This is a genomic window from Hahella sp. NBU794 (genome assembly GCF_050749805.1).
Taxonomy (GTDB): domain Bacteria; phylum Pseudomonadota; class Gammaproteobacteria; order Pseudomonadales; family Oleiphilaceae; genus Hahella.
The window spans coordinates 2,354,896-2,380,641 of the sequence record NZ_CP192738.1 but is presented as its reverse complement, the minus strand read 5'-3'; the positions used below and the strand labels follow the sequence as shown (position 1 = coordinate 2,380,641).

General features: G+C 53.0%; 25 protein-coding genes. 14 read left to right on the top strand and 11 right to left on the bottom strand.

The genetic code is table 11. From position 1 onward, the window contains the following. The first annotated feature begins 73 nt into the window (after positions 1 to 73). Positions 74 to 358, top strand: a complete 285-nt coding sequence (locus ACQYWX_RS10640) for an antibiotic biosynthesis monooxygenase family protein (RefSeq protein WP_216739121.1) — start codon at positions 74 to 76, stop codon at positions 356 to 358. An 87-nt stretch (positions 359 to 445) separates the two neighbouring features. Here the strand turns inward: ACQYWX_RS10640 and rlmM are convergent, their stop codons facing one another. Both rlmM and ACQYWX_RS10630 read right to left on the bottom strand, forming a co-directional pair. Then, positions 446 to 1,597 (bottom strand): 23S rRNA (cytidine(2498)-2'-O)-methyltransferase RlmM, encoded by a 1,152-nt coding sequence (gene rlmM, locus ACQYWX_RS10635; RefSeq protein ID WP_431688735.1) that lies wholly within the window; start codon positions 1,595 to 1,597, stop codon positions 446 to 448. A gap of 90 nt (positions 1,598 to 1,687) precedes the next feature. After that, entirely contained in the window at positions 1,688 to 2,314 is a 627-nt protein-coding gene (locus ACQYWX_RS10630; protein ID WP_431688734.1) for an alpha/beta family hydrolase, read from the bottom strand. Positions 2,315 to 2,870: 556 nt separating this feature from the next. Between ACQYWX_RS10630 and ccoN the strand changes: the two genes are divergently transcribed. The 10 genes from ccoN (at position 2,871) to hemN (ending at position 12,942) form a co-directional block, all read left to right on the top strand. After that, positions 2,871 to 4,316, top strand: coding sequence for a cytochrome-c oxidase, cbb3-type subunit I (ccoN, locus tag ACQYWX_RS10625; RefSeq protein WP_216739118.1), 1,446 nt, complete (start codon positions 2,871 to 2,873; stop codon positions 4,314 to 4,316). Positions 4,317 to 4,335: 19 nt separating this feature from the next. Then, complete coding sequence (gene ccoO, locus ACQYWX_RS10620) at positions 4,336 to 4,938, top strand: cytochrome-c oxidase, cbb3-type subunit II (protein WP_216739117.1); 603 nt, start codon at positions 4,336 to 4,338, stop codon at positions 4,936 to 4,938. A 5-nt stretch (positions 4,939 to 4,943) separates the two neighbouring features. Next, positions 4,944 to 5,129, top strand: coding sequence for a cbb3-type cytochrome oxidase subunit 3 (locus tag ACQYWX_RS10615; protein WP_216739116.1), 186 nt, complete (start codon positions 4,944 to 4,946; stop codon positions 5,127 to 5,129). Beyond that, positions 5,122 to 6,015 (top strand): cytochrome-c oxidase, cbb3-type subunit III, encoded by an 894-nt coding sequence (ccoP, locus tag ACQYWX_RS10610; protein WP_431688733.1) that lies wholly within the window; start codon positions 5,122 to 5,124, stop codon positions 6,013 to 6,015. Before ACQYWX_RS10615 ends, ccoP begins: the two co-directional genes overlap by 8 nt. Before the next feature lie 109 nt (positions 6,016 to 6,124). Then, on the top strand, positions 6,125 to 7,558 hold the full coding sequence (ccoG, locus tag ACQYWX_RS10605; protein ID WP_431688732.1) for a cytochrome c oxidase accessory protein CcoG: 1,434 nt from the start codon (positions 6,125 to 6,127) through the stop codon (positions 7,556 to 7,558). A gap of 14 nt (positions 7,559 to 7,572) precedes the next feature. Further along, positions 7,573 to 8,088 carry a FixH family protein gene (locus tag ACQYWX_RS10600; protein WP_279502081.1) on the top strand — a complete coding sequence of 172 codons (516 nt, stop codon included), beginning with the start codon at positions 7,573 to 7,575 and terminating at the stop codon, positions 8,086 to 8,088. Then, positions 8,081 to 10,522, top strand: a complete 2,442-nt coding sequence (locus ACQYWX_RS10595) for a heavy metal translocating P-type ATPase (RefSeq protein ID WP_431688731.1) — start codon at positions 8,081 to 8,083, stop codon at positions 10,520 to 10,522. Before ACQYWX_RS10600 ends, ACQYWX_RS10595 begins: the two co-directional genes overlap by 8 nt. 9 nt (positions 10,523 to 10,531) lie before the next feature. Then, positions 10,532 to 10,765 carry a cbb3-type cytochrome oxidase assembly protein CcoS gene (gene ccoS, locus ACQYWX_RS10590; RefSeq protein ID WP_431688730.1) on the top strand — a complete coding sequence of 78 codons (234 nt, stop codon included), beginning with the start codon at positions 10,532 to 10,534 and terminating at the stop codon, positions 10,763 to 10,765. Then, on the top strand, positions 10,758 to 11,489 hold the full coding sequence (locus ACQYWX_RS10585; protein ID WP_431688729.1) for a sulfite exporter TauE/SafE family protein: 732 nt from the start codon (positions 10,758 to 10,760) through the stop codon (positions 11,487 to 11,489). The genes ccoS and ACQYWX_RS10585 overlap by 8 nt, the downstream gene beginning before the upstream one ends. A gap of 76 nt (positions 11,490 to 11,565) precedes the next feature. Beyond that, the gene (gene hemN / locus ACQYWX_RS10580; RefSeq protein ID WP_431689508.1) at positions 11,566 to 12,942 is read left to right on the top strand and encodes an oxygen-independent coproporphyrinogen III oxidase; all 1,377 of its coding nucleotides are present in this window, start codon (positions 11,566 to 11,568) and stop codon (positions 12,940 to 12,942) included. 30 nt (positions 12,943 to 12,972) lie between these two features. Here the strand turns inward: hemN and ACQYWX_RS10575 are convergent, their stop codons facing one another. Continuing rightward, positions 12,973 to 14,043, bottom strand: a complete 1,071-nt coding sequence (locus ACQYWX_RS10575) for a hypothetical protein (RefSeq protein WP_431688728.1) — start codon at positions 14,041 to 14,043, stop codon at positions 12,973 to 12,975. Between the two features lie 210 nt (positions 14,044 to 14,253). On the opposite strand from ACQYWX_RS10575, the gene ACQYWX_RS10570 reads away from it, so the two are divergent. Continuing rightward, positions 14,254 to 14,697: a macro domain-containing protein gene (locus tag ACQYWX_RS10570; protein ID WP_431688727.1), complete on the top strand. Its 444-nt coding sequence runs from the start codon at positions 14,254 to 14,256 to the stop codon at positions 14,695 to 14,697. 180 nt (positions 14,698 to 14,877) lie between these two features. Here the strand turns inward: ACQYWX_RS10570 and ACQYWX_RS10565 are convergent, their stop codons facing one another. From ACQYWX_RS10565 to fabR, 5 genes are all read right to left on the bottom strand, one after another. Further along, positions 14,878 to 16,038 carry a hypothetical protein gene (locus ACQYWX_RS10565; protein ID WP_431688726.1) on the bottom strand — a complete coding sequence of 387 codons (1,161 nt, stop codon included), beginning with the start codon at positions 16,036 to 16,038 and terminating at the stop codon, positions 14,878 to 14,880. A gap of 479 nt (positions 16,039 to 16,517) precedes the next feature. Beyond that, entirely contained in the window at positions 16,518 to 17,069 is a 552-nt protein-coding gene (locus ACQYWX_RS10560) for a DUF6160 family protein (RefSeq protein ID WP_431688725.1), read from the bottom strand. Between the two features lie 11 nt (positions 17,070 to 17,080). Beyond that, positions 17,081 to 18,061, bottom strand: a complete 981-nt coding sequence (locus tag ACQYWX_RS10555) for a hypothetical protein (RefSeq protein ID WP_431688724.1) — start codon at positions 18,059 to 18,061, stop codon at positions 17,081 to 17,083. A 29-nt stretch (positions 18,062 to 18,090) separates the two neighbouring features. After that, positions 18,091 to 19,227 carry a hypothetical protein gene (locus ACQYWX_RS10550; RefSeq protein WP_279508127.1) on the bottom strand — a complete coding sequence of 379 codons (1,137 nt, stop codon included), beginning with the start codon at positions 19,225 to 19,227 and terminating at the stop codon, positions 18,091 to 18,093. 316 nt (positions 19,228 to 19,543) lie between these two features. Beyond that, positions 19,544 to 20,176 (bottom strand): HTH-type transcriptional repressor FabR, encoded by a 633-nt coding sequence (fabR, locus tag ACQYWX_RS10545; RefSeq protein WP_216739103.1) that lies wholly within the window; start codon positions 20,174 to 20,176, stop codon positions 19,544 to 19,546. 429 nt (positions 20,177 to 20,605) lie between these two features. On the opposite strand from fabR, the gene ACQYWX_RS10540 reads away from it, so the two are divergent. After that, the gene (locus ACQYWX_RS10540) at positions 20,606 to 21,082 is read left to right on the top strand and encodes a hypothetical protein (protein WP_431688723.1); all 477 of its coding nucleotides are present in this window, start codon (positions 20,606 to 20,608) and stop codon (positions 21,080 to 21,082) included. Here ACQYWX_RS10540 and ACQYWX_RS10535 read toward each other — a convergent pair. The 3 genes from ACQYWX_RS10535 to ACQYWX_RS10525 form a co-directional block, all read right to left on the bottom strand. Next, a complete protein-coding gene (locus tag ACQYWX_RS10535; RefSeq protein ID WP_431688722.1) occupies positions 21,069 to 21,800 on the bottom strand; it encodes an ATP-grasp domain-containing protein in 732 nt (243 codons plus the stop codon). The two genes, ACQYWX_RS10540 and ACQYWX_RS10535, sit on opposite strands and share 14 nt — an antisense overlap. A 3-nt stretch (positions 21,801 to 21,803) precedes the next feature. Further along, positions 21,804 to 22,451, bottom strand: a complete 648-nt coding sequence (gene msrA, locus ACQYWX_RS10530) for a peptide-methionine (S)-S-oxide reductase MsrA (protein WP_431688721.1) — start codon at positions 22,449 to 22,451, stop codon at positions 21,804 to 21,806. A 240-nt stretch (positions 22,452 to 22,691) separates the two neighbouring features. Then, positions 22,692 to 23,552 (bottom strand): UDP-2,3-diacylglucosamine diphosphatase, encoded by an 861-nt coding sequence (locus tag ACQYWX_RS10525; RefSeq protein ID WP_431688720.1) that lies wholly within the window; start codon positions 23,550 to 23,552, stop codon positions 22,692 to 22,694. A gap of 442 nt (positions 23,553 to 23,994) precedes the next feature. Here ACQYWX_RS10525 and ACQYWX_RS10520 point away from each other — a divergent pair, with 442 nt between their 5' ends. Continuing rightward, entirely contained in the window at positions 23,995 to 25,551 is a 1,557-nt protein-coding gene (locus ACQYWX_RS10520) for a response regulator (RefSeq protein ID WP_431688719.1), read from the top strand. Positions 25,552 to 25,746 lie beyond the last annotated feature (195 nt).

The following is a 25,746-nucleotide window of genomic DNA, read 5'->3' as shown; positions in this document are numbered from 1 at the left end:
ATCGACCTCAATTGCATGGGATTGCTTGTTATACTCATAACAAACAAGCGCTGCTAAACCGGAGGGTAGCTACATGATCCGCGTGCTGATCGAACGCCATATCGCCAAGACCCTGGAAACCAATTACGAATACACCGCGAAAAAGATCCTGCAAGCGGCCGTGCAGGCGCCTGGATTTTTATCCGGCGAATCCCTGCGTAACGCCAACGAACCCAACGACCGGGTAATCTGGTCGACCTGGCGCTCCGTGCAGGACTGGCAGTCCTGGCAGACATCGGATGAACGTAAAGCGCTGATGGCGGAGTTGATTCCGATGATGGACAGGGAAGAAAAAGTCACCATCCTGGAACACTCTTAAAGGAAGAGGTCTGCTGAGCAACAACCAGAGGCTCAGGGCCTTATGCCCCCAAGCGCCTCTGATTTATAGATCTTCGCGGGTAACGCGTTAATGCTTCTGGAAAGCGGTCAGAAAATACCCTGTGAGCGCCAATACAGTGACTTCTTCGCGATCATGGTATAACTGCTTCACGCGAACTTCCGACTCAATGTCAGCGCCGAGAAGACGTTCCTGCAACCGTTGCAGACAGGCTTCCACTTCATCCATGCGCGTTTTCATCGGCAGTTTGAGATTAAACAGCGCATAGGTGGTCCAGTCATAACACAGCCAGTCCGCCATTCGCTCCATTGTCCGTTTCGGCTTATCCACGATATCGCATACGACCCAATCGACTTTTTTCTGCGGCTTATAGACATATCCATCATCGCTGACGTAAGTCACCGCCGGATCCTCCAGAAGCTCTTGCTGCAAGGCGCCATGATCGACCGCCGTCATCTTCACGCCCTGGGACACCATATACCAGGTCCAACCGCCTGGCGCCGCGCCCAGGTCAACGCCCCGCTGCCCGCGTTTCAATACGAACTCACGCTCCGCAGGGGTCAACATGGTCAGAAACGCTTCTTCTATTTTCAAAGCGGAGCGGCTCGGCGCCTCATTGCGAAACCGCAGACGGGGAATGCCCAGCGGCAAGGCGCTGCTGTTGGGATAAATCGCCAAAGCGGCGATGATGTGTTGACCGGACAGGCATACCAGATGCAACTGGGGCAGTTCATCCGACTTGGCCTTGCTCAATACGCCTGCGTTGCGCAGCGCCGCGCTCATCGGCGCCGTCAGCTTCTTGGCCAGTTTCTGCAGAGAGCCCGCTTCATCTTCCAGCGGCGTTTCAATATGCAGGAACCCAAATGCGCCGCCAGCGCGCAGCGCTTCGACCACTGGCGAGACACGGTCCTTAGGGTCTTCAATTTCGAGGTCATGCAACGCGCAAAACACCTGCCGCGCAAAAATACAGCGACTCACCTCTATCTCTTTATATACATCCAGCGCGTTGCCTTGGGAGCAGCGCCAGAATACAACGCCCGATCCCTTTTCTATTTTCGAGTAGCCGTATACAAACTGCAGCGAAGCGATATTTTGCAGCTCCTGGGCGCACTCCGCTTCAAATCCAGGCCGGCAGTAGGCGAGCAATCCGATGGCGGAGTATTTACCGGAGCTTAAAGGGGAGCGTTTACGGGAAGAACTGGTAGGGTATTTTTGCGACATCCGGGCGTTTCCAATCATCAATTCATCGACGCGCCAATGCGCGGCCGGGTAAAGGCCGCTATTGTCGTCGATCCTATCGCCCCGGGCAAATCAGCGAAGCATAAAGGCCAGCGCCGCCTGCGCAGCCGTGCGCCAGTTTTGCTCTTTGGTCAGGCCGGAAGCCTTACGCGGGGCCAGATCATGATTGCCGTCGGGGAGCCAGACCATGGCGCTTTGCTCGTTTAAATACTGCTCCATATTCTCAGAACGGCCGCCAAATGGGTCCCGTTCACCCTGCAGCACCACTCCGGGAAGCGGAATATTCATCAAGTGCTCAGTCCGGAGTTTTTCCGGTTTACCAGGGGGATGAAAGGGATAGCCAAACGCCAGCCATCCCCGCACCCGAGCATCGCCCTCTGGCAAATCAGCCGCCAGCATACTGGCCATGCGTCCTCCCATAGACTTGCCAGCTAGAAAAACCGCCGCATCAGAGGGACAATTCTCCAGCGCCTCCGCAAAGCAGTTTAACAACTTATCCTGACGGTCCGGGGGACGCTTCTTTCCTGTATCGCGACGCTCTTGCATGTAGGGAAACTCAAAGCGCACGACCTTCACGCCGCCGGCGCTGACCTCCTGTGTAATAAAGGACATGAAATCGGAGTCCATCGGCGCGCCGGCGCCATGAGCAAATAAAAGAACTTTCCCGGCCTGTTCCGGACCGTCGACCATAAAGCGCATACGCCCTCCATCTACCAAAAACCAATGCGAAAACTACGATCTGAACAAATATTCATCTTTGCGCGAAGGCCGTCATTATCACGATCTCGCCTCCTTTATTAAAGGAAGGAGTCATCCCATTTGAAATTGACCAGAAATCAGCCAAAAATCATCTATTATTTCTAATAGTTATTTAGGCATTGGGTGAGAGGGATTTCCTGTCCTTTGGTCATTGCTTCACATGCCCTAAGACTTCCCTTGCAGTAAAGTCGAAGACAGACGCTCCCCTTCTGAACTAACGCATCCGCCCTCCGGTTTATAACGCGTTTGATGCATATCAAGCAGGGGAAAAAATATGTGGAGATAATGACTTGGCCAAGCATATTAAGTTGACAGCCCCATTGTGCAACTCTTATGCTTCGGCCCGCTGTCGAGGGGGAGGAAAAAGAGGCCCCTGGTTTCTGGATCCTGAAAGCCTGACATTCGAACTGGGCGACAACTCAAAATTGCAAAAGCATAACGAACTCGCCAGCAGGTTTGCGCCGTATTAATCAACTCAGGGTAGGAATAGTCACTAATGAATACAGTAAGTGCTAACGAAACCTACAACTACAAGGTGGTGCGTCAGTTCGCCATCATGACAGTTGTTTGGGGTATAGTGGGCATGGCTGTCGGCGTGCTTATCGCAGCACAGCTGGTCTGGCCGGAGCTAAATACTCACTATCCATGGTTCCACTTCGGTCGCTTGAGACCACTGCACACTAACGCCGTTATCTTCGCTTTCGGCGGATGCGCACTTTTCGCAACTTCCTACTATGTAGTCCAACGCACCAGTCAGGCTCCTCTGTTCTCCAACGGTTTGGCTAGCTTCACCTTCTGGGGCTGGCAGGCAGTCATCGTCTTGGCCGCCATTACGCTGCCTCTGGGTTACACCACTTCTAAAGAATATGCTGAGCTGGAATGGCCGATCGACATTCTGATCGCGGTTGTCTGGGTGGCGTACGCTATAGTTTTCTTTGGTACTGTCGCCAAACGTAAAAGCAAGCATATATATGTCGCCAACTGGTTCTTCGGCGCATTCATTATTACTGTCGCCATTCTGCACATCGGCAACAGCATGGCGATCCCGGTTTCCGCCATGAAGTCTTACTCCATTTATGCTGGCGCTATCGATGCGATGGTGCAGTGGTGGTGGGGCCACAACGCGGTAGGCTTCTTCCTGACTGCAGGCTTCCTGGGCATCATGTACTACTTCGTACCCAAGCAGGCGGAGCGTCCGGTTTACTCCTACCGTCTGTCCATCGTTCACTTCTGGGCGCTGATCAGCATTTACGTATGGGCCGGCGCGCACCACTTGCACTACAGCGCACTGCCTGACTGGGCGCAAAGCGCAGGTATGGTTATGTCTCTGATTCTGCTGGCTCCCTCTTGGGGCGGTATGATCAACGGCATGATGACTCTGTCCGGCGCATGGCATAAGCTGCGCACCGATCCGGTTCTGCGCTTCCTGGTCGTATCTCTGTCTTTCTACGGTATGTCCACCTTCGAAGGCCCGATGATGTCCATCAAGACCGTCAACGCGCTTTCTCACAATACTGACTGGACTATCGGCCACGTTCACTCCGGCGCTCTGGGCTGGGTTGCGATGATTTCCATCGGCGCGCTTTACCACCTGATTCCTCGTCTGTACGGCCTGAAAGAAATGTTCAGCGTCAAGCTAGTTAACGTTCACTTCTGGCTGGCGACAATCGGCACCGTACTGTACATCGCTGCAATGTGGGTCAACGGCATCATGCAAGGTCTGATGTGGCGCGCAGTTAACGAAGACGGCACCCTGACCTACAGCTTCGTACAAGCGCTGAACGCCAGCTACCCTGGTTACGCTGTGCGCGTCCTGGGCGGCGCTGTATTCCTGACCGGTATGCTGGTCATGGCGTACAACACCTGGAAAACCGTCAGACAAAGCGACGCCAAAGCAATTGATGCGCTGGCGCAAGCTGACTCTGTTCCACACGCTGTTTAACTAAGAGGGAGAGAATTCGATGAATCATGAAGTCGTCGAGAAAAACCTTGGCTTGATGATCCCTCTGATCGTGATCGCAATCAGCTTCGGTGTACTCGTTGAAGTCGTACCTTTGTTCTTTACCAAAGAAGTCACGACCCCGGTTGAAGGTCTTAAGCCGCTCAACGCCCTGCAATTGGAAGGACGCGACATATACATCCGCGAAGGCTGCACAGTATGCCATACGCAAATGGTGCGTCCGTTCCGCGCAGAAACAGAGCGCTACGGCCATTACTCTGTCGCCGGCGAATCCGTTTATGAGCACCCATTCCTGTGGGGCTCCAAGCGTACTGGTCCGGATCTGGCCCGCGTAGGAACGAAATACAGTGACGCCTGGCATCGGGCTCACCTGTTCAACCCTCGCGAAGTGGTTCCGGAATCCAACATGCCTGCTTTCCCATGGCTGTTCACCACTAAGGTGGACCCATCGAAAACTGCGGCCAAACTGAACGCTCTCAGCAAAGTCGGCGTACCTTATACCAAAGAGGACATCGAAGGCGCAGCGGAAATGGTTGAAGGCAAGTATGAGATTGAAGCCCTGGTTGCTTACCTGCAGCAACTGGGTACGGCAATCAAACGGTAAGTTCAATGGATATTAATACTGTCCGCGGGTTAGCCACCCTGTTCATCATGGCGGCGTTCATCGCCTTAGTGGTATGGGCATTCAGCTCCAAACAAAAGAAAACGTTTGATGAAGCTGCGAACCTACCCTTTGAAGATGACGAAGCGGACGCTAAGTCAGTACGCGAAGCGGAGACTAAAAAACATGACTAGTTTCTGGACCGGATGGATATCTTTTATCGTCCTGGGATCAATATTTGGTTGCGCCTGGTTGCTGTGGGTCACCCGCAAAAGCCAGAAGTTCGATACCGAAACCGAGCAGACCATGGGTCACTCGTTCGACGGCATTGAAGAGTATGACAATCCCCTGCCCCGCTGGTGGCTGTTTCTGTTCATGGGAACCATTGTCTTCGGACTAATTTACCTGGTCATTTATCCTGGACTGGGCAGCTACAAAGGCGTTATCGGCTGGACTTCCGCAAACCAGTGGGAAGCGGAAGTTAAAAAGGCGGAAGAAACCTACGCCCCGATTTTCGCCAAGCTGGCGGCTACGCCAATCGAGGAACTGGCTAAAGACGACAACGCCATGAAAATCGGCCAGCGTCTGTTCGCCAACAACTGCGCAGTCTGCCACGGCAGCACCGCACACGGCGCTACCGGCTTCCCCAACCTGACTGACAATGACTGGTTGTATGGCGGCTCCCCAGAGAAGATCAAAGAGACCATCACTGGCGGTCGTAACGGCTCCGCCATGCGCGCCTGGAAGGACGAGATCGGCGAAGAAGGCGTTAAACAAGTCGCCAACTACGTTCGCTCTTTGAGCAACCAGGAAGGCGTTGACGAAGCCATGGCTGCGAAAGGCGCTGAGATATTCGCCGCCAACTGCTTCGTTTGCCACGGCAAAGACGGTAAAGGCAGCCATGACATGGGCGCGCCCAACCTGACTGACGGCATCTGGCTGTACGGCGGCACTCAAGCGATCGTTGAGGCGACAGTCCGCAACGGCCGCGGCGGCGTCATGCCATCCTTCAAGGACAAGCTGGGTGAAGAACGTATTCACCTGCTGGCGGCATACATCTACTCTTTGTCTCATCGCTAAGCATTGCGATGCCGGAGCCCGCTTAGCGGGGCTCCGGCGGCTTAGTCTCCTTAGCTTTGGTCATTCGCTGTTTGGACAAAGCTAAAGTGATTAAACCTTGGACAGCATCATGAGTAATAAGATCCCGGTCCAAAATATCGACCCGCAAGACGCCTCCACGGCGAAAGTCAAAACGGTCGAGCTTTACGAAGCCCGCAAGAAGATTTACGTCAAGGAAATTACTGGCGTCTTCCAAAAAGTCCGCTCCTTCTCGCTCTGGTTCCTGATGGGAATGTATTTCCTGTTCTGCTGGATCAGCGTCGACGGACAGCAACTGGTGCTGTTCGATTTGCCAAACCGCAAGTTCCACATCTTCGGCGCCACATTCTGGCCGCAGGACTTTGTGCTGCTATCCTGGCTATTGATTATCTGCGCCTTCGGGCTCTTCTTCATCACTACCCTGTTTGGCCGGGTCTGGTGCGGTTACACCTGCCCGCAGACCGTCTGGACGTTCATCTTCATGTGGCTGGAAGAGCGCATTGAAGGCAGCAGAAACCAGCGCATGAAGCTGGATCAGGCCTCTATGAACAAACAAAAGGCGCTGAAAAAGGCGGCCAAACATGCCTCTTGGCTGTTCGTGGCCTTCGCCACCGGCCTGACTTTCGTAGGGTATTTCTACCCTGTCCGCGAGTTGGTCCCTGACTTCTTCACCTTTGATATCAGCTCCGGCTGGGCGTATTTCTGGATCGCATTCTTTACTCTGGCCACCTACATCAACGCGGGCTGGATGCGCGAGCAGGTTTGTCTGTACATGTGTCCTTACGCCCGTTTCCAGTCAGTTATGTTCGATCGAGATACCCTGGTGGTGTCCTATGATCTTAACCGAGGCGAACCCAGAGGCAGCCGCAAGCGCTCTGCCGATCCCAAAGAGGTCGGACTGGGGGATTGCGTAGACTGCGGTATGTGCGTACAGGTCTGTCCGACCGGCATCGATATTCGCGATGGCCTGCAGTACGAGTGCATAGGCTGCGCGCTTTGTATCGACGCCTGTGACTCGGTCATGGAGAAAATGGAATACCCGAAAGGGCTGATCAGCTACACCACGGAGCAGAAGCTGGAAGGCAAAGACTCCAAACTGCTGCGTCCGCGCACCATCGGCTATGGTCTGGCCCTGGTGATCATGATGTCTGCCTTTGCATTCAAACTGGGGACGCGTCTGCCTGTTGAGCTGGATGTCATCCGCGACCGGGGAGCCCTGTTCCAGACCAACGCAAGAGGCTATATCGAAAACGCCTATACCCTGCAGCTGATGAATATGTCCGACCAGGTGCGCACGTTTGTCATCACTGTGGAAGGCATGGATGGCATCAGCATCTCCGGCAAGAGCGAATTCACGCTGGAGCCATCGGAAATACGCTCCATCCCGATGGCGGTTGAGGCTAAACCCAGTGCGCTGACAGAGCGTAGTCATGATATCGTGTTTAAAGCGCAGGCGATTGACGACACCTCCGTGAAGATCGATTCCGAAAGCCGTTTTCTTGGTCCTGCGCCGGTTAAATTCTAATGAGTAATACTGCTATGTCGGCTGGTACTGTTCTGCCTTGGTACAAAGAAAAGTGGGTATGGCTGCTGATAGGCCTGCCCGCCTCTTCCGTGTTGTTCAGCATCCTGATGGTCACTCTCGCCGTGCGCGGGAAAGATACGCTGGTTAAAGACGACTATTACAAAGACGGTCTGGCGATCAACCAGGAACTGGTGAAAGATCGCACCGCACAAGACTATGGTCTGGCGGCGCAGGCGAGCATCGATGAAGACGGACGCATCAAACTGGTGCTGACGTCAGGCATTCCCATCAAGAAAGCGGAGCGTCTGAACATTCAGTTCATTCATCCTACTTTGGCGGAACATGATTACAACGTCGCCCTGGTCAGCCAGGAAGACGGTTACCACGGTATTTTGCCCAGCCCGATCGAAGGCAGACGTTACATCCATCTGACCGACGCCGACGGAACCTGGCGCCTGAAAGGCCAAAGCTGGTTTCCCACCGACGCCAAAATCACGTTGAGCCCGGCTGTCCCGACCGAGAATGAGTGAAGCCGAAAAGTGCTATCACTGCAGTAATCCCGTTCCCGCCGCCATCAATCTTCATGTCAACGTAGGCGGCGAAGATTACGCAGTATGCTGTCGCGGCTGCCAGGCAGTCGCCAATCTGATCCATAACGACGGATTGCAACAGTTTTACCGCTTCCGGGACAAGCGTCTGGAAGCTCCTGAGCCGATATCCAGCCTGGATCGTTCCAAGTACGCGCTGTACGACAGGGACGATGTGCTCTCCTCTATCGCCACACAACCCGGCTCCGACGGCAAACGCACCCTGTCCCTGTCTCTGGAAGGCATCACCTGCGCCGCCTGCGTCTGGCTGGTTGAGCAGTTCGTGCGCAAGTTACCCGGCGTTGATGAGTTCTGGGTGAACCTGAGTAACCACCGCGCCACCCTGACCTGGAATCAGAACGCAACACCGCTCAGCGACGTATTATTGCAACTGCAGTCCATCGGTTTTCGCGGCTATCCCTTTTCCGCGACGGAAGAGGAAAAGCGCCTCGCCGATGAACAGAAAAGCATGCTGGTGCGCCTGGGTATCGCCGGCATCGGCATGATGCAGAACATGATGCTGGCGGTGCCGATGTACTTCGGCCTGTTGCAGGATACGCCGGAATACGTCGACCTGTTCCGCTTCATCAGCCTGATTGTCGCCATGCCGGTCATCCTGTATTCAGCGCGGCCATTTTTCAACGCGGCGCTGCGGGACATCCGGTTACGTCACCTGACCATGGACGTTCCCGTCTCCCTTGCGATTGGCGGCGCCTTCGCGGCCAGCGTCTGGATCACCTTCCGCGGAGGGCCGGAAGTCTACTTCGACTCCGTCTGCATGTTTACTTTCTTCCTGCTGCTGGGCCGCTACCTGGAGAGTCGCGCGCGCATGTCCGCCGCCCAATCCAATGCCCGCCTGAAACAAAAGGCCCCGCAGTTTGTGGACTTACTACCCAGCCAGGGGGAGAAAAATAGCCAAATCGACCTGACTAAGGCGCAACTGACGCCACTACGGGATATTCGCGTAGGCGACCTCATTTTGTTTAAAGCCGGTGATCTGATTCCCGTTGATGGGGAAATCGTGCAAGGCGAGTCTTCCGTCAACGAGGCCGCCTTGACTGGCGAGTTCATGCCGCGACCCCGGTGCGCCGGAGACGCCGTGCTCAGCGGCAGCGTCAATATCGATAATGCATTAGTGGTGCGCGTCACCGCCCTGGATCAGGACTCCCATCTTTCCACCATCAATCGTCTGGTGGAAAGAGCCTTGCAGGAGCGTCCGCAGCTCAGCGCCATGGCGGACCGGGTCGCCAGCTATTTCGTCGCAGGGGTGCTGCTAACTGCTGCGATTGTCGGTGTGATCTGGTGGCGTATTGATCCCGCCCATGCCTTCGCTATTACGCTTTCCGTACTCGTGGTGACCTGCCCCTGCGCACTGTCACTGGCGACTCCCACAGCCCTGACCACCGCCACCACCGCATTACGACAGTCCGGCTTAATCATTACCCGGGGGCACGCGCTGGAAACCCTGGCCCGCGCCTCCCGCGTAGTCTTCGACAAGACCGGCACCCTAACCCAGGGTGAACTGAGCCTGGTGAAAACCGATAATCGCTCCCGCTATTCCGACGCGGAGCTGCTTGCCCTCGCCGGATCGCTGGAGTGGGATAACCCCCACCCTATCGCCAAAGTCTTCCAAGATTACGCCCAGGGCCCGGCGGAGCAGATTCGCAACCATACCGGGCAAGGGGTCGAAGGAATGCGCGGTGCGACCGTCTACCGTCTCGGCAATCTGAAATTTGCTACGGAGAAGCTGCCTGAATCGCAAATGGTGACGCCGGAGAACTATCAAACGGTAGCCCTGGCGGATGACCAACAGCTACTGGCGTTATTCTATTTGACCGACAGTCTGCGTCCGTCCGCGAAAGAGGCTCTACGGCAATTGCAGCAGGAACAGGGCCTGCGCACGGCGATTCTGTCCGGGGACAGTTCCGCCGCCGTCGAAACCATCGCTTCGGAACTGGCGGTGACCGATATCGAAAAATCCTGCTCGCCGGAAGGCAAACTAGAGCGAGTCAAGCAATGGCAGAAAGAAGGCGACACCGTCGTCATGGTGGGCGACGGCGTCAATGACGTTCCCGTTATGGCGGGAGCGCATCTGGCGGTGGCGATGAACAATGCGACAGACTTGACCCAGGTGCGCGCCGACGCGGTCATCCTTAACGGCGATTTGCGTACTTTCGCATTCGGCGTCAAGAAAGCGCGGGACGCCTATCGCATCATTCGCCAGAACCTGTCCTGGGCTGTCTGCTATAACCTGCTCGCCCTGCCGCTGGCCGCCGCCGGTTATGTGCCGCCCTACGCCGCCGCAATCGGCATGTCAGTCAGTTCATTGATTGTTGTGCTTAACGCTCTTAGACTGTCCGGCGTCCAAAAGCCATAAGGCCCCGCTATGCAGATACTGTTCGTCCTGATCCCACTCTCCATCGCGCTCATCGCCGTCGCTGTCATTATTTTTCGCTGGGCGGTGCGCTCTGGCCAGTATGACGACCTGGAAGGTCCTGCGCACAGCATCCTGTTCGATGACGATGAGAAGATGATTCCCGGCAACGAAACGGACAAGAAAGGCAAACAGGAAACCCCCACTCAGTATTCCGAGGACGCGCCCCGCAACCCCGATGCATGAGTTTCTGCTGATCGCTAACGCGTTTCTGATCGGCCTGTTCGGCAGCGGTCATTGCATCGCCATGTGCGGCGGCATCGCTGGCGCACAGTCCTTCGCCCAGGGTGGAGACGGCTCGCCAAGAACCTCATGGTTATTTCTGTTCAACTTCGGCCGCCTCAGTAGTTATGCATTGATCGGACTGCTCGCCGGTTTCCTGGGTGAAGCGCTGGCGCTGAACGAAACGCTGCTGGTGGCGTTACGCACTATCGCAGCCGTTATGATCATCCTGATGGGACTTTACGTAGGCCAGTGGTGGATGGGCCTGACCCACATCGAACGCCTCGGAGGCAGACTCTGGAGCCGAATCTCCCCGCTTAGCAAATCCCTTGGCGAACGTCAGGGACCACACATCAGCTTCGCTTTGGGTCTGCTCTGGGGCTGGCTGCCCTGTGGACTGGTATACAGCGCCCTCGCCTGGTCAATGTCGAACGCAGACGCCTCGCTATCGGCCCTGCTCATGTTCTGCTTTGGTCTCGGCACTCTGCCCAGCATGCTGGCCGCCGGGCTTTTCGCTTACCACCTGAGACGCTGGCTGAGCAATTTATCGGTGCGCCGCGTATTCGGCGTTCTACTCATTCTGTTTGGCGTCTGGACGCTGCCCGTGCATTTCGCCGGACTCTTCAGTGGACAGAGCATGGACCATCAGCACGACGGAGCCTCTTCCACACACCACGGCGGGCATTGACCCATATCAAGCCCGACTGTTTGGCTCGGATATACAATGGCCACTTCTTATCCATGGTAGAAGTGCGAGCGCCGTAGTGAAAAATATTTACTGGAACGAGAACCTTATCCGCAAATACGATTTGCAGGGCCCCCGATACACCTCCTACCCCACCGCCGTCGAATTCCAGAACGATTTCCCTATCGACGCTGTGCATGAGGCGGCGGCCGCCAGTCGCGCCGCAAACCGCTCGCTATCACTGTATCTGCACATCCCGTTCTGCGCGCGCCTTTGTTACTACTGCGCCTGCAACAAAATCATCACCAAACGCCGAGAAAAAGCGATTCCCTACCTTGATGCGCTATATCGCGAAATCGCCCTGCAAAGCGAGCTTTTCGGCGCGGATCGACTGGTGGAGCAACTGCATTGGGGCGGCGGCACGCCCACTTTTCTGGCGCCGCAGCAGATGCGCGATTTGATGCATGAACTGCGCACGCATTTTCGCTTTATGGACAATGACCAGGGCGACTACTCCATCGAAATCGATCCCCGCGAAGCCGACGACGAGACACTGACCACATTGCGTGAAATCGGCTTTAATCGCATTAGCTTGGGCGTGCAGGACTTTAATCCCGCCGTGCAGAAAGCGGTTAACCGGATTCAAAGCGAAGAACTCACTTTGGGCGTACTGCGCAAGGCGCGCGAGCTGGGCTTCCGTTCCATCAATATTGATCTGATCTACGGCCTGCCTCTGCAAACGCCAGACTCCTTCCGCAAGACCGTAGACACCATCATCGACTTCGCGCCGGACCGACTGTCGGTGTTCAATTACGCGCATATGCCGCAACGCTTTATGCCGCAACGCCGCATTCGCGATGAAGACCTGCCGCGCCCGGAAGATAAGCTGACCATCCTGCAGCAATCCGTCGACCAATTGATCGCGGCGGATTATCGTTTTATCGGCATGGACCACTTCGCCAAGCCTGGTGATGAGCTATCCATCGCTCAGGAGAAGGGAGAGCTGCATCGCAACTTCCAGGGCTATACCACTCATGGCGACTGCGACCTCATCGCCATGGGCGCTTCCAGCATCAGCATGCTGGATCGTTGCTATTACCAGAACTGCTACGACCAGGAAAGCTACGAAGCAGCCATGGCGGAAAACCGGCTTCCAATCATCAAAGGCGTGCAATTGAATGATGACGACGTCATCCGCCGCAAAGTCATCGTCGAACTGATCTGCAACTTCAAAATAGAGTACCGCCGCATCGAAGCTCTGTTCAATATCGACTTCGCCCATTATTTCCGCGGAGAGCTAAGCATTCTGCAGGACATGGCGGAAGACGGACTGGTCACCTTCACCCGCGACGGCCTGCATGTGAACCCCACAGGAAGACTGCTGATCCGCGGCGTCTGCAAAGTGTTCGACCGCTACCGGACACAGGCGCAACAGGGATTTTCCAGGATTATTTAGACACCTTGTTATTAAAGGGACAGATAGCAATCAATTCAATAAATTCATGCAGCGCTGATAATCACTATAGCTATGATGGCTCAACACATAGTTAGAGGGATAAGGATTGTTACAATACGCGTCGGCTTGCTCATGACTGATTGTCGACCGTCTATCCAGTCCATTCTGCCCTGGGACTTCCACCATAAAATAAAAAGAGCAGTATTTTGGAGAACCTTGTTCATCATAAGAAGAGCAAGTCGCCGTTAAACTTTCGCCTTTTTTCCAGGTTTCTTGATAGGCAAAGAAATCGCTGCGGGTCGTATAGTCATTGCCTTCAAATTGACGACTGTCACAAACCGTCTGGCCACCCTTGGCGACACAAATTTCGTTTGCGGCGCCATTAGTATTGTCATACGCCCAAACGCCGTTAATTTTCAGTTCCTGATTGGATAGATTCTGGTGATAGGCCGTTCTGGAATGTGGCGTATACACAAAACTCTCATCAAAAAACGGCGTTCTCACACTTTGATATGCCGGGGAAACAGCGTCACTCGGGTTGTAGTCCGCCATGAAAAGTTCGCAGGTAAAGTTTGAAAAGAGCTGGAACTGGCCGTTGTCATTCGCGCCTACCGGCAAACTTCCTTGCGAGTCGCAGGCCACTATCGAGTCTTTGGGAATCAACAAACCCTGACCTGGAAAATTAATCTCCACCGTGGATTTTGGCCACTGCGGCCCATCGCCTTTATGCTGATTGAAGCAGACCGCCTCATTCTGCGTCACCGTCAATTTATCTTCATACTGGCCATAAGAAGCGGGATGAATAAATATGCAGACGTCTACGCCTGCATTCTTGATCTCAGAAAAAGGCGCAGCATCAAGCTTGAGTACAGCTTTACGCAACACTTTAGTATCGCTACTGCTGCTACGTATATAACCCACAGTGTTGTATTCGCTTGTAGCAGGCCTGGTCCAGTCAGCCGGGAAGTGATTCGGGCTGACCTGCCCTTTACTGGTAAGCTGAGTTTGAAACAAAACAACTTCATCGGCATAGGCGCCGAAAGTTAACATTGAGATGAGTGTGAATTTAGTAATTCCAGACAGAAAGGTTCGACCTTGCATAGTTTATTAAACCGCCATATAAAAAGTGAACAGATTCTATTCTCTTTCAGCCAAATATGCACTGCGCCTTCCCCCGATACAATCAATTAAGCGCTCACAATTCAACCGAATAGATAATATGTGCCGCTCACACTAAATCACTTTGGCTTTATTACGGTGTATATATTGAAACTGATATGATTCGCCATTCACTCAAAAGTCTAAGGCCACATGAAAACAGTAGAAGGCGATTTACTCGCGCTGGCGCAAGCCGGTCACTTTGATGTCATTATCCATGGCTGCAATTGCCAGTGCCGGATGGGACGAGGGATTGCTCTGTCGATCAAGAATATGTTTCCTGATGCTTGCAAAGAGGATTTGAAAACGGAGAAAGGGGCTCGGGAAAAGCTGGGGACCTACTCCTACGCTGAGGTCTCCAGTGATGAAGCGCACTTCACCGTTGTTAACGCCTATACCCAGTTCCACTGGCGTGGCGAGGGCGACCTGGCGGACTATGAGGCGATTCGGTCTGTCATGAGAAAGATCAAGACTGACTTCCCCGGCAAACGCATCGGCTATCCATTGATTGGCGCGGGCCTGGCGGGTGGAAACTGGGAGCGGATAGCCGCCATAATAAAAGAGGAGCTACAAGGCGAAGACCACACCTTGGTTTAATGGAACGGCGCTTCCGCCTAGGGGTCATACCTCCACACAAACACCTGACCACCGGTTTCAAAGTTACCCTGAATGTTGATCTCGTGAAGCAGCGTACCACCGCTGGCCGGGTCGCCAGTATTGTTGAGATAAATACCTTTCATGCTGTAGACATCGCCAAGGCGCAATTCATATTTACAATTAACCTATTTCTTTCATCTGGCTTGAACGACATGAGTAATCTTTACTAAAATCGACCAGACCGGCGCTGGTCAAGTTTCTCTTAAATGCAAGTAAATCACGGTCCTTAGGATTCTCACATAAAAGCTCGCTAACAGCTTTCTCAAGATTTTCCAGCGTAATGAAACCTCCTGAGGTAAATAAATAAACAGATACTCCATCAGGTTGCTCTTGAAGGCCTACCAGCTTTTCGAGTGGATCAGGCATCGCAACATTATGACCTCTCATACTAATGAGCAGAAAAGACCTTGTTGCTATTTCACCATCAATTTCTGAAGGACCTGCTATTGTAGGCTCTAGATACTCCGACGGTATTCTTATTTTTTCATTTATATAACTTTCCACTTTATGTGTAACAAACTTTATTCTTACATTAACAGATTCGCCTGTATATCCATAATACCCCTCTATCATACCCTCTATTTTCTTAAGAGATCTATCTGCCCTAGCGACGATATCTATAGCATCCATAGCTTCCTTATAATCCTTCGCAATATTATAGTATTTGTCATAGCCAAGCTTGCTAACTTCGGCATACTTCCTACCTTCTTTTCTATATTTTTTTCCGATGCCTACATAATACTCCCGAACACCGTCAAGTATTTTCTCTAGAGACGGCTTTTTGGAAGCATTACTCTCTCTCACTCGAAAAATGCCACCGGCGTTAATTGTGTATCCTGGCACAGCCTTATAACCATCGACTAGGTTACACTCAGGATAATAAGGTGAGTTATCTCTATGCTGCCCATGGGTTAGGTTAAATTCAGTGGTACTTCTAAGCCAAGCACACACATATCCTCGTCCATCCCCTTCAAACCACTCCCATTTTCTGTCCTTTGTCATGAAAATGAACCTATTTCCTGGCAAAGTCCCACCTTGCCAAGAAAAATCAACAATGGGAATGTCGTTATAACAGCTCATAGGTTGAAGCGCCTCCCACCCAGTAGACACTCCTATTTTCTTCTCCCCCGGCCCCACATGATCATACTCCCTTGCCCAATAAACCGTTTCATAAGTATCGTTACACAGTTTTATGCATCTTTTTCCTTTGTAGTTAGAGCATTCAGAGTGAGCGTATTGCGAGCCCCCTACCAGTAAAAGGATAAACACTATCATCTTCATTTTTATACACTCTTCCGTGCAGCAGGCGCACATAATTCATTAAAAAATAATATTTTATTTTCCTCATCGAGATTTAATATTCATAACACATATTTTCCCACAAGGAAGCTCTTCAATAAGAAACTATTTAATAAAAAGACATCAAAGTATTGTACACAACAAACAAACTTTTCTAAAAATACTAATTTTAGTTCTAGTGAGAATTCTACAAAATCAATCATTCCAGCGTGTTTTCACAAAATACGAAGATAGTAGAAGGCGACTTGCAGGCGTTAGCGCAAGCCGGTCACTTTCATGCCAATAATCATGCTGCAATTGTCAGTGCCAGAAGGGACGTGGGTGCGCTCTGACAATCAAGAATAGGTTTCTGGATGCTTGCAAGGCGGTTCTTGGAATGGAAAAAAGCGCCGAGGACAAGCTAGTAAAGAAGAGCTACAAGGCGAAGACCACACATTGGTTAAATGGAACGGCGCTTCCGCCTAGGGGTCATATCCCCACACAAACACCTGGCCGCCGGTTTCAAAGTTACCCTGAATGTTGATCTCGTTGAGTAATTTGCCACCGCTGGCCGGGTCGCCAGTATTGTTGAGATAAATGCCTTTCATGCTGTAACCATCGCCGACGAAATTGACCCGCTCAGGCAATTGCAGAATCATGTGGCCGCCATCGTCCACATCCAGTTTCAGAGGACCTTCTATATCCATGGCGATGGAGATTTCATCGGTGAAATAGTAGGTCTGGGCGCCGCCGTCATGCTCAGTGGTGATGTAGTTGTAGCGAAACCCTCGGGTGCGGCGACCGTCGCTTTCATCCTGCGGCGTGCCGGGGTCGTCCAGACCGCCATCGTGGGCGTTGATGCGCACCCGGGGTATCTCGATGATCAAGCCGCTTTGCGCCGTTACTTGCGACAGCTCTCCCTCTTCCATATCGCGTAATTCCGAGACGGCCATGTCGGAGACGCTTAGCGCCAGACACACCAGCATCGCGCGATTCAGAAGACGTTTATCAGTGACTGGTTTGTGCTGTGTCATTGACACTCCGCCTAGTTGCGCACGTTGAATATAAGATGATCCAGGGTGACGCCGTGGATGCGGGATTCATTCAGCTTCGATTGCGTCATCTGCGCCTGGAATGTGAGGTCCACTTTAGGGAAATTGGGATCGTAATCTGGATGCTGGGTATCCGGCAGCCCTCCTCCCGACGGGATGATGCCGCCGTCTTCCGTAAAAGGCTGCGGGTCGGAGTAGGCGAAGCGCAAGCCGTTGGGCGCGGCTTCAAAGGTGGCGGAGTGCAGGTGTAGATTTTCCAACCTGAAATTGTAGAGAATGAAATCCGTGGCGGGATCAAACACGCCATCGCCAATCTGAGATTCGACCAGCCACTCGGGGATCAAAAGCTCATTGATGTCCACATTGAGCAGCATTCCCTGACGCGAATCCGCGCCGCGACTACCGTCATCGACGCGAGTGCTTTCTATCTTATAGCCCTCAGGAATCCCGCTATAGGCCACGCTGCCGAGAATGGAAATGTCATTCATCGACACGCTCCCCAGCATGGTGTGCTCCGACGGCGTTCCACCAGCGCGGATATTGGGGTTATTGGGATTAGGGACGTCCGGGTTGCCGAACGCCTCATTGAAGCGCACGTCCAGATTGCGCCAGCCTTCCATTCCAGGCAGCCCGATACGCAGCATGGGAAGCCCGGCGCCCGAGTTATTCACCAGAGAACCGTCCATCTCCACCAGACTGAAGGTCAACGGTGACTCAAATGTGCCGATCGCGTCAGCGGAAAGCTGGAACTCTTTCAAACCCAGGCTGGAGCCGTCCGCAGCAATGATATTGATGCTGCCCGCTTCCGCGCCGTCTATCGCCATCCCTTTGAACTTGACGTTATCGAAAGCGAAACTGAACCCGCTGCGACCGTCCACTTGCCCCAGCTCCTCATCGGTCAACGCCTCCATCGCCGTAGCCGCGGCGCTGAGCGTCAGGCAACAGAGCGCCAGCACTGGTTGCGGATGTTTCATGGTTCCCTCCCGATACAGTTCATCGCCGTTTAAAACAACTTGTTGTTCTGATATCCCATGCGCGGATTGTCATCCCCGACGCCGAAAAAGATCTGCTGCAACGTCGGCCCAACGTCGGTATGCGCTTCCAGATAACCGTCTGTTGGATGGTTGGGGTCGTTGAAAGGAATGCCGAAGTTCCAGCCCGGCAAATCCGGCCGGGAATCAGGAATAATCCCTTCAAGATGCTGCGACCACATGGCTCCGTTGATCGAACCATTCTGATTCGACATCAGATTGCCCGCGCCCTGTACAAAGGAAATATAGAAGTTTTTGACATTGTGATAGTCGAGGCTGGTCACATTCGAAAGATTCAACTCCTTCCCGCCGTAGCTGTAACCAATGCCAGCGTTGCCAGTCAGGCCCACATTGTCTGGAGTAAAACCACACATGCCGCCATTGCACACCCACTCGCCAGGCGCTGGCGTTTGCGGGTAGTTTCCGGAGCCATCTGGCATGTATCCGATAATGTTGACGAAGGTGTCTTTGGTGCCGCTGCCATATATCTGTGAGCGCACTAGCCCTCCCAGATCCGCCATGATGCTCAATGCCGGGATGTAACCGGAGATGGAATCGATGGTCACCGGCGTCGAGCCGTCGACTCTGCCGAAACCAAAACGAATGCCGCGTATGGTGTCTGTGCCGTCAGCATGATGCTGCTTCTGAATTTCCAGATAGGGGTCTTCAAACACGAAAGGATCTTGCGCCGATTTGCCAAAACCGAAGTTCCTCAACGCCACGTCGGGCACGCCCTGGCCATTTTCGTCTTTATAAATGGAGTTATTGGCGCCGCCATAGTCGCCGAGGGTCAGCTCTTCTGCGAAGGCGTGCAATTCACCGGAACCATTCAGCTGAAGCCGGTACACCGTGGCGTCCACGGACTCAGTTTGCGTGCGCTGTTCCACCCGGGTAAATCCAATACCGGGATTTTTGATGAACTCGATGCCGGTCAACTGGCTGAGGTTGTAATTGATGTCCGTTGCGGAAAACTCCAGTGCGGACTGGGCGGAAATTTCGCCCATCTCCTGATCCGCCATCGGCTTCAGCTCACTATGGGCGACAGGATGGCCCAACGCAGGCAGCAGACACAACAGAGTTCTCCACGTTCCTTTGGGTATAAGGTCCATCTCCGTTCCTCTTTATTCTTATTCATTCAGTACTGCACTTCCAACTATGCTTACTGCTGTCGAACAAGGGCTGACGCTCGCGCTCGCTGCGAGAGTCTTTGTTCGACAAAATAAAACTAACACTTGTTAATTTTTAAACAAGAAGAGGAATGAGATATATTTCCACAAGCGAGATATTCGGCACAAAAAACACATTAAATGCGCTTAAGTTTGGCCTAACATTGAATTTGTGCGCAATTTTTGCACCGTCGACAGGGATTTCGCCGATACGAACAGTTGTTAGGAATTACTTCTAGCACTGCCGTAAACCGGCGAATTACTCCGCAGAAACTGACGCCACAGCGCCTTTCGCCATGGCTTCCGAACCATAAATAGCCATACGCGCCTGAATGATCGTGCGCTCGATGATTTCATTACGTTTTTCCGTATTGGCGGACAGGCTTTCAACCCCCGCCTGAAACGCGCAATTAACCAGCATTTCAGAGAGATAAAGCGGATGCGCGACCGGCCTGTCCGTCGCCGCTCCCACCTCCGCAAGCGGCTTGGCCATGGCTTCCACCACATGCTTCACCTCACGCTCAATCGCATCCCGAAACGCCTGCACGCGCCCGACTCGTTCCGCCGCGACGAAATGAAATAAGTCGCCATTCTCTTCCAAATAGCGCCCAAAGACGCGAATCGTACGACGCACCACCCCTTCCCGCACATCCACCTCTTTCCAGGTTTGCCGCATCAAACGACGCAAGGTCAGCCCCGCCTCGTCGATAATCGCCAGACCCAGCTCTTCAAGATTCGGGTAATAATTGTAAAACGTCGGCGGCGCAATCCCCGCCTCCCGGCAGATCTCCCGCAGACTCACCCCGGAATACCCTTTCGTCCGGCACAAACGCAGCGCGGCGTTACAGATATTACGATTAACTTGTTGCTTCTTCTCGGCTCTTACGGCCATAACGGTGGTTACCAATAGCTGCCAGAAAATCGTGAGCTTATATCATATTAGCTCTACTTGTTATATCCATTATTACATTTCATAACTAATTTTATGAATAACTGTACGAACGCCAACTAGACAATCCTAGGGTTTATCGATATTCCCAACAAGAAACTAATTTTTTATTGTGAGTGAATATGCCCAATTGAGCTTTCGCCAAAACAGAAAAAAGTATATTACTTAACCTGAAGTTTTGGCGACAGGAACAATAGAAAATCAGGAGAAGGCAATAAAGCAGCGAATGGGGGGGATGGAATGCTTATATTAGTGAACGGAGCCGGAGACCTCTCAGCACATTGTTGACGCCAAGCCCCATAGCTTCAAGCGCCAGTCTGCATCAAAAGATGATCACCAATAAAGAAATCATCTCTATTTGGGAGCCCTTAAATGGCTAGATGTAAATATCGACTACAGATTAGTCTGGCTTTAATTTTGACTACTTATTTATCTGCCGGTTGTTCAACAACTAACACGGTAGAAAGCAATAATAAGAAAGGGCAAATACAATTATTTCTGCAAGACTCGCCACCGAATGAGTCCGAGCTTTATGCTGACTGGGCAGCCTACTTGAATGACTTTAAAAATACGGAAGGCGATAACGTGAGTGTCACTCGCGCTTTTCACGCCTCTCCCGCCCTGGATAATATTAATTTGAATGGCTTCCAGGAAAAATATTCCACTCTCTTTGTAGTCTCTGATCGCACCTGTTATCTCTATTCAGGCCCGATACTAGAGCCCGCCATCTACGATTTCATTCATAGAGTCTCTGCTCAGCAAGAAATACCGGAGTTTTTGAATCAGTTCAGTCCAGAAGCGTTAAAAGGCAGACTGACGATTGGCGAGTACTCTGTTAACTGCCAGTAACCAATTTCCGGGTCGCCGCCTCGATACAAGGCAATACTTTCTCGGCCCGGCATCCGTTGAGGCCTGCGCCCCAGGCGGCGTTGGCTTCGATGATCGCCCAACCGCGTTGGGGGATATAGCCGATATCGAGCACGCAGGTGGTCGGGAGGTGTTCGCTTTGACCAAGCTGTCTGGCGAATCTCAAGCCGTCATCAAGCGCTCCATCACCTTCGTAGACCGCCGCGTCTAACACGTCTCCTCGCCAGACAAAGCAACGAATTTCACAAGCGAACTGTACGATTTCCGAGTGAAGCACCGGCGTATCCGGCTCCAGGCCTCGGGTTTCCGCTGCTAAATCATCCAGAGTTGCATACACGGAGGCTTTAAACAGCTTGGGCGCGGCAGGTTTGAGGAAAGCCGGAAAACTCAACGTCATCGCCCCTGACAGAGGCAGCAGCGTTACCGAGCGTTGCAACGCCTGTTGCGGCAATTGCACCAACAGGTCGTCTGCGGGTGAAATCAGGTCAAGTCCCAACTTCTGCGCCAACACCAGAGCAAAAGTATCATTTCCATAGACCCGCACCTTGGCCGGATCATAGGAAGGAGGCTCCCAGAATCGTCCCAGCCGGGATACCTCGCCTCCGGCGGCGCTCCAGGCCGCCGCCACAGAATCCCGCTCAGGGTCGTTCTTTTCCGGGATGACCAAGGTCAGCCCGGTAAGGGTCGCAGGCTCAGTCAAAACTTAGTCCGCGCTGGCCAGACAAGCCCCAGTGCCACCCAGGCCGCAATATCCACCAGGATTCTTGGCCAGATACTGCTGGTGATAGGTTTCAGCGAAATAAAACTCTGGCGCTGGCGTAATTTCCGTCGTGATAGCGCCACGGTTTACGTCATGCAGCGACTGCTGGAACTCCGCCTTCGACGCCTCCGCCAATTGCTTCTGTTCGTCGTTAGCGTAATAGACAGCGGAGCGATACTGAGAGCCGACGTCGTTGCCTTGACGCATCCCCTGAGTCGGATCGTGATTTTCCCAAAACAGTTTCAGCAGCTTTTTATAACTGATCACAGCGGGGTCAAACACGACCTGAACCACTTCCGCATGACCGGTCTGCCCGGTGCAGACTTCTTTATATGTAGGATTGAGCGTATAGCCTCCCGCATAGCCGACACAGGTGCTATAAACGCCTTCCTGCTTCCAGAACAAACGTTCCGCTCCCCAGAAACACCCCAGCCCGAATACCGCTGTTTGCATTTGCGCTGGAAATGGGCCTCTCATGTCCACGCCAAAGACAAAGTGCTCGCCCTCGATTTCCATGGGCTCCGTTCTGCCCGGCAGCGCTTGCTCCCGCGCAGGCATGGATGCTTTATCCTGTGAATGACTTCCAAACATATGCTTAACCTCTCCCAATATTCCTAAACTTCGCCGTCATGACAATCGCCCGCCATCTATGCGGATGGCGATGCTAAAAGCAGATCAATATTGTGATAGTAGACACGTTTTCGGGGAATTGGTTCAAGCCCGGCGAGAAGACGGCTGCGTTATATTTCTGTAAGAAGCAAGCAGCCAACTGTTTGATTTGGCTGCTCATAATGGAATAACCGGGACTCGGGAGAACGCCGATACAGCGTATCAGGCGGCCTTGGGCGCTTGCTTATCACCAGACAACCCGCTACTGACAGGAACCGGAAACAGGCCAGGAATAGGCTCATCGATCCAGGTCGGTTCGGCATCCGGCTCCACCGCCAGCCAGCGCGGCTGCTCCGACCAGTGCAGCAGCCTTAACTGTCCTTGGTGGGTCTCCACCAATGCGGAGCAGTGCTCCACCCAGTCGCCGTCATTGCAATAGAGCCTGCCGTCTTTGCGGCGAAACGCAGCGTAATGAATATGGCCACAGATATAGCCGTCCACTTCCAGGTTGCGCGCCGCCTTCAACGCCGCATTTTCGTAGCGTTGAATGAACTCCCTTGCGCGTCCTAAATGGGTCTTCAGATACCCCGCCAGGGACCAGTAAGGAAAGCCGAATACCCTGCGGGTGCGGTTCAGCCAGCTGTTAAGCTTGAGCATTAAACCATGGGCCTTATCTCCCACCAGCAGCGCCAGCGGACTCAGTTGCACGATTTGGTCAAACTCGTCTCCATGACTGACATGGAAGCGGCGCCCATCCGCTGTGCGATGGACGCAATTAAGTCGAATCTTCACGCCGGAGAAGGTCTGTCCCGCCATCTGCCTGAAGAAGTCATCATGGTTGCCGGGGATATAAATGACCTCCATCCCTTCCCGCGCTTTACGCATGATCAGGCTGAGAATGGCCCGGTGCGTCTCGGGAAAGTGGGCTTTGCGTCGCATTTCCAGCAGGTCGATGATATCGCCTACCAGATACAATCTATCTGTCTTGATTTTATTGAGAAAATCCAGCAAGTGCTCAGCCTGGCAGGCGGCCGAGCCCAAGTGCGCATCTGAGATAAAAACGGCTCTTAAGGAATCTTGCATCTGGATGTCCTTTTTTGCGATTAAGCCCTTGCGGCGTAATTATCTATTTTTCCAGCAAACGCAACATATTGATTTGAATATGCAAATACAAAGCTGAAGCAATAGAAAAATTAACTTTAATCATCTTTAGCCGCGATCCTAGAAAGGCTATATGACGCTAAGGTGACCAAATGGCGAAAGTTACATTAAACAGATCAAAAAACATGCTGTTACAATATCTAACCTTATGATTTTTGATAGGAAAGTCTTATTTGATATATCTTTGTCGTACCTTAGTGTTTGTCGAGGTTCCGGCATCGCCCTTTTTACGCCTGAAAAAGCCTGTGGCTAGGGCGTTCAGAGGATGCAGAAACGTCAACAAACCCTATACTAGGATTTTGCCGGCTAGCTTCAAGAATGTGCTAGATTTATCGATGTATCTTAAATTGCAAAAGGTTCCGCAATGTCGCTGCAAACTGCACTGGTGGTAGATGACTCCAAACTGGCGCGTATTACATTACAAAGACTGTTAGAGAAGCATAATTTGCAGGTTCAACTTGCAGAATCCGGGGTACATGCTCTGGAAATGCTGAAAACCAATCTGCCCGATATCATTTTTATGGACCATCTGATGCCTGAGTTGGACGGCTTCGAAGCCACCAAGAAAATCAAGGCGGACCCTCAGACCTCCCATATTCCCGTTATCATGTGCACCGGGAAAGAAGGAAAAGATAATTACGATGCGGAAGCCCGCGCCATCGGCGCCTCGGGCACGCTGTTCAAGCCGCCGCAAGCGGAAAAGTTAGCCATGGTGATTGAATCCGCACGCAGCGGAACCCTCACCTCCGTCGCCATACCTCAGGAAGCGGAGCCTGTGGCGGAAACGGTAGAAGAAGTCTCTTCAGAGATTGTCGTCCCCACCCCCATGCCGGAATACACCCCACCGCAACCTCAGCAAGCCGTGGTGTCCGCCTCCGACTGGGAAATCCTTGTCGATCGTCTCGACAAACTGGAGAAAAACAGCCGCGATTTCCCTTCTTTCGATGGTTTCGAAAGCCGCCTGAGAGAAAGCGAAAGCGAGCTGAGCACTCTACGCCAGGATATCCAGCAGCTGCGTGACCAGCCTTCTGAAACGCCGGAGCAATCCCAACCTGATTTCGGCGCTATGGCGGAACAGCTGCGCGAAGAACTGATGCCAGGACTGGAAAAACGCGTACAGCAGGTTCTGGAGGCGCACATCGCCAGTATTGAGCCGGCAGAAGCTCCCGCCGCCCCTGCTATTGACGAAGTGCAACTCGCCGCCACCATTACCCGTGATGTGGAACAAACCCTTACGCCATTGCTGGACGCCGAGCTGAAAAGCCTGGAAGACCGCTTGCTCGGCTCTATTGACGACGCTGTCAGCGAGTCCCGTCGTGATCTGGACGTACAGCTAAGAGAAACCGTCAACGACCTGGAAATGCGCGCCAAGCCTGTACCGGAAGCGCCCGACCTGGACGACCTCATCGAGCGTATTCGCCCCCAGGTGATGGATATCGCCACCCACTCCGCCACCGCCACCATGGACAACAATGTGGAAGACAGGCTCAGCGCCTGGGAAGCGGAACTGCAGTCAGCCAAGGAAGAGCTCAAGCGCACCCTGATTGAGCGCACCACCAGAGACGAGCCTGCGCCCAGTCTGAACATAGAAGACATCCTCAACGACAAGAAGCTGCATACGCTCATCGAAGGCACGGTGGAAGAATTGCTGCGCGGCCAGATCAGCAAGCAGGGACAGGATCTGGTGCAACAGATCGCCAAAGCCCTGCGCGAGCAAATGGCGGAAAAGCAAAGCGAGATCGACGCCATGGCGACGCGGGTCGAGCAATTGGAGCGCCAGAAAACCACGCTGGCGACGCAACTCAACAACCTGCAGAACGTCAAGCCGCCGAAAAGCGGCGGCGCAGCGGCCATGGTTATTGGCGGCGTTGCGGTGGTGTTGGCGATTGTGTCTCTGCTGAAAGGCTTCGGCGTATTTTAATACCTGACGCCAATATGACGTAGTTTGGGCATATGGCTGAGGTCACCGTCCCGCGTGACCTGATGCGATTCCTGACCAGTCTCTTCTGACAACGTCATGCTGCTAAGACAGCGTATAACCTGTTTGCCTCGAGCATAAAAAAGGCCCGATTGTATCGGGCCTTTTTTGTTGGCTGGGACGTCTATATGAACGTCT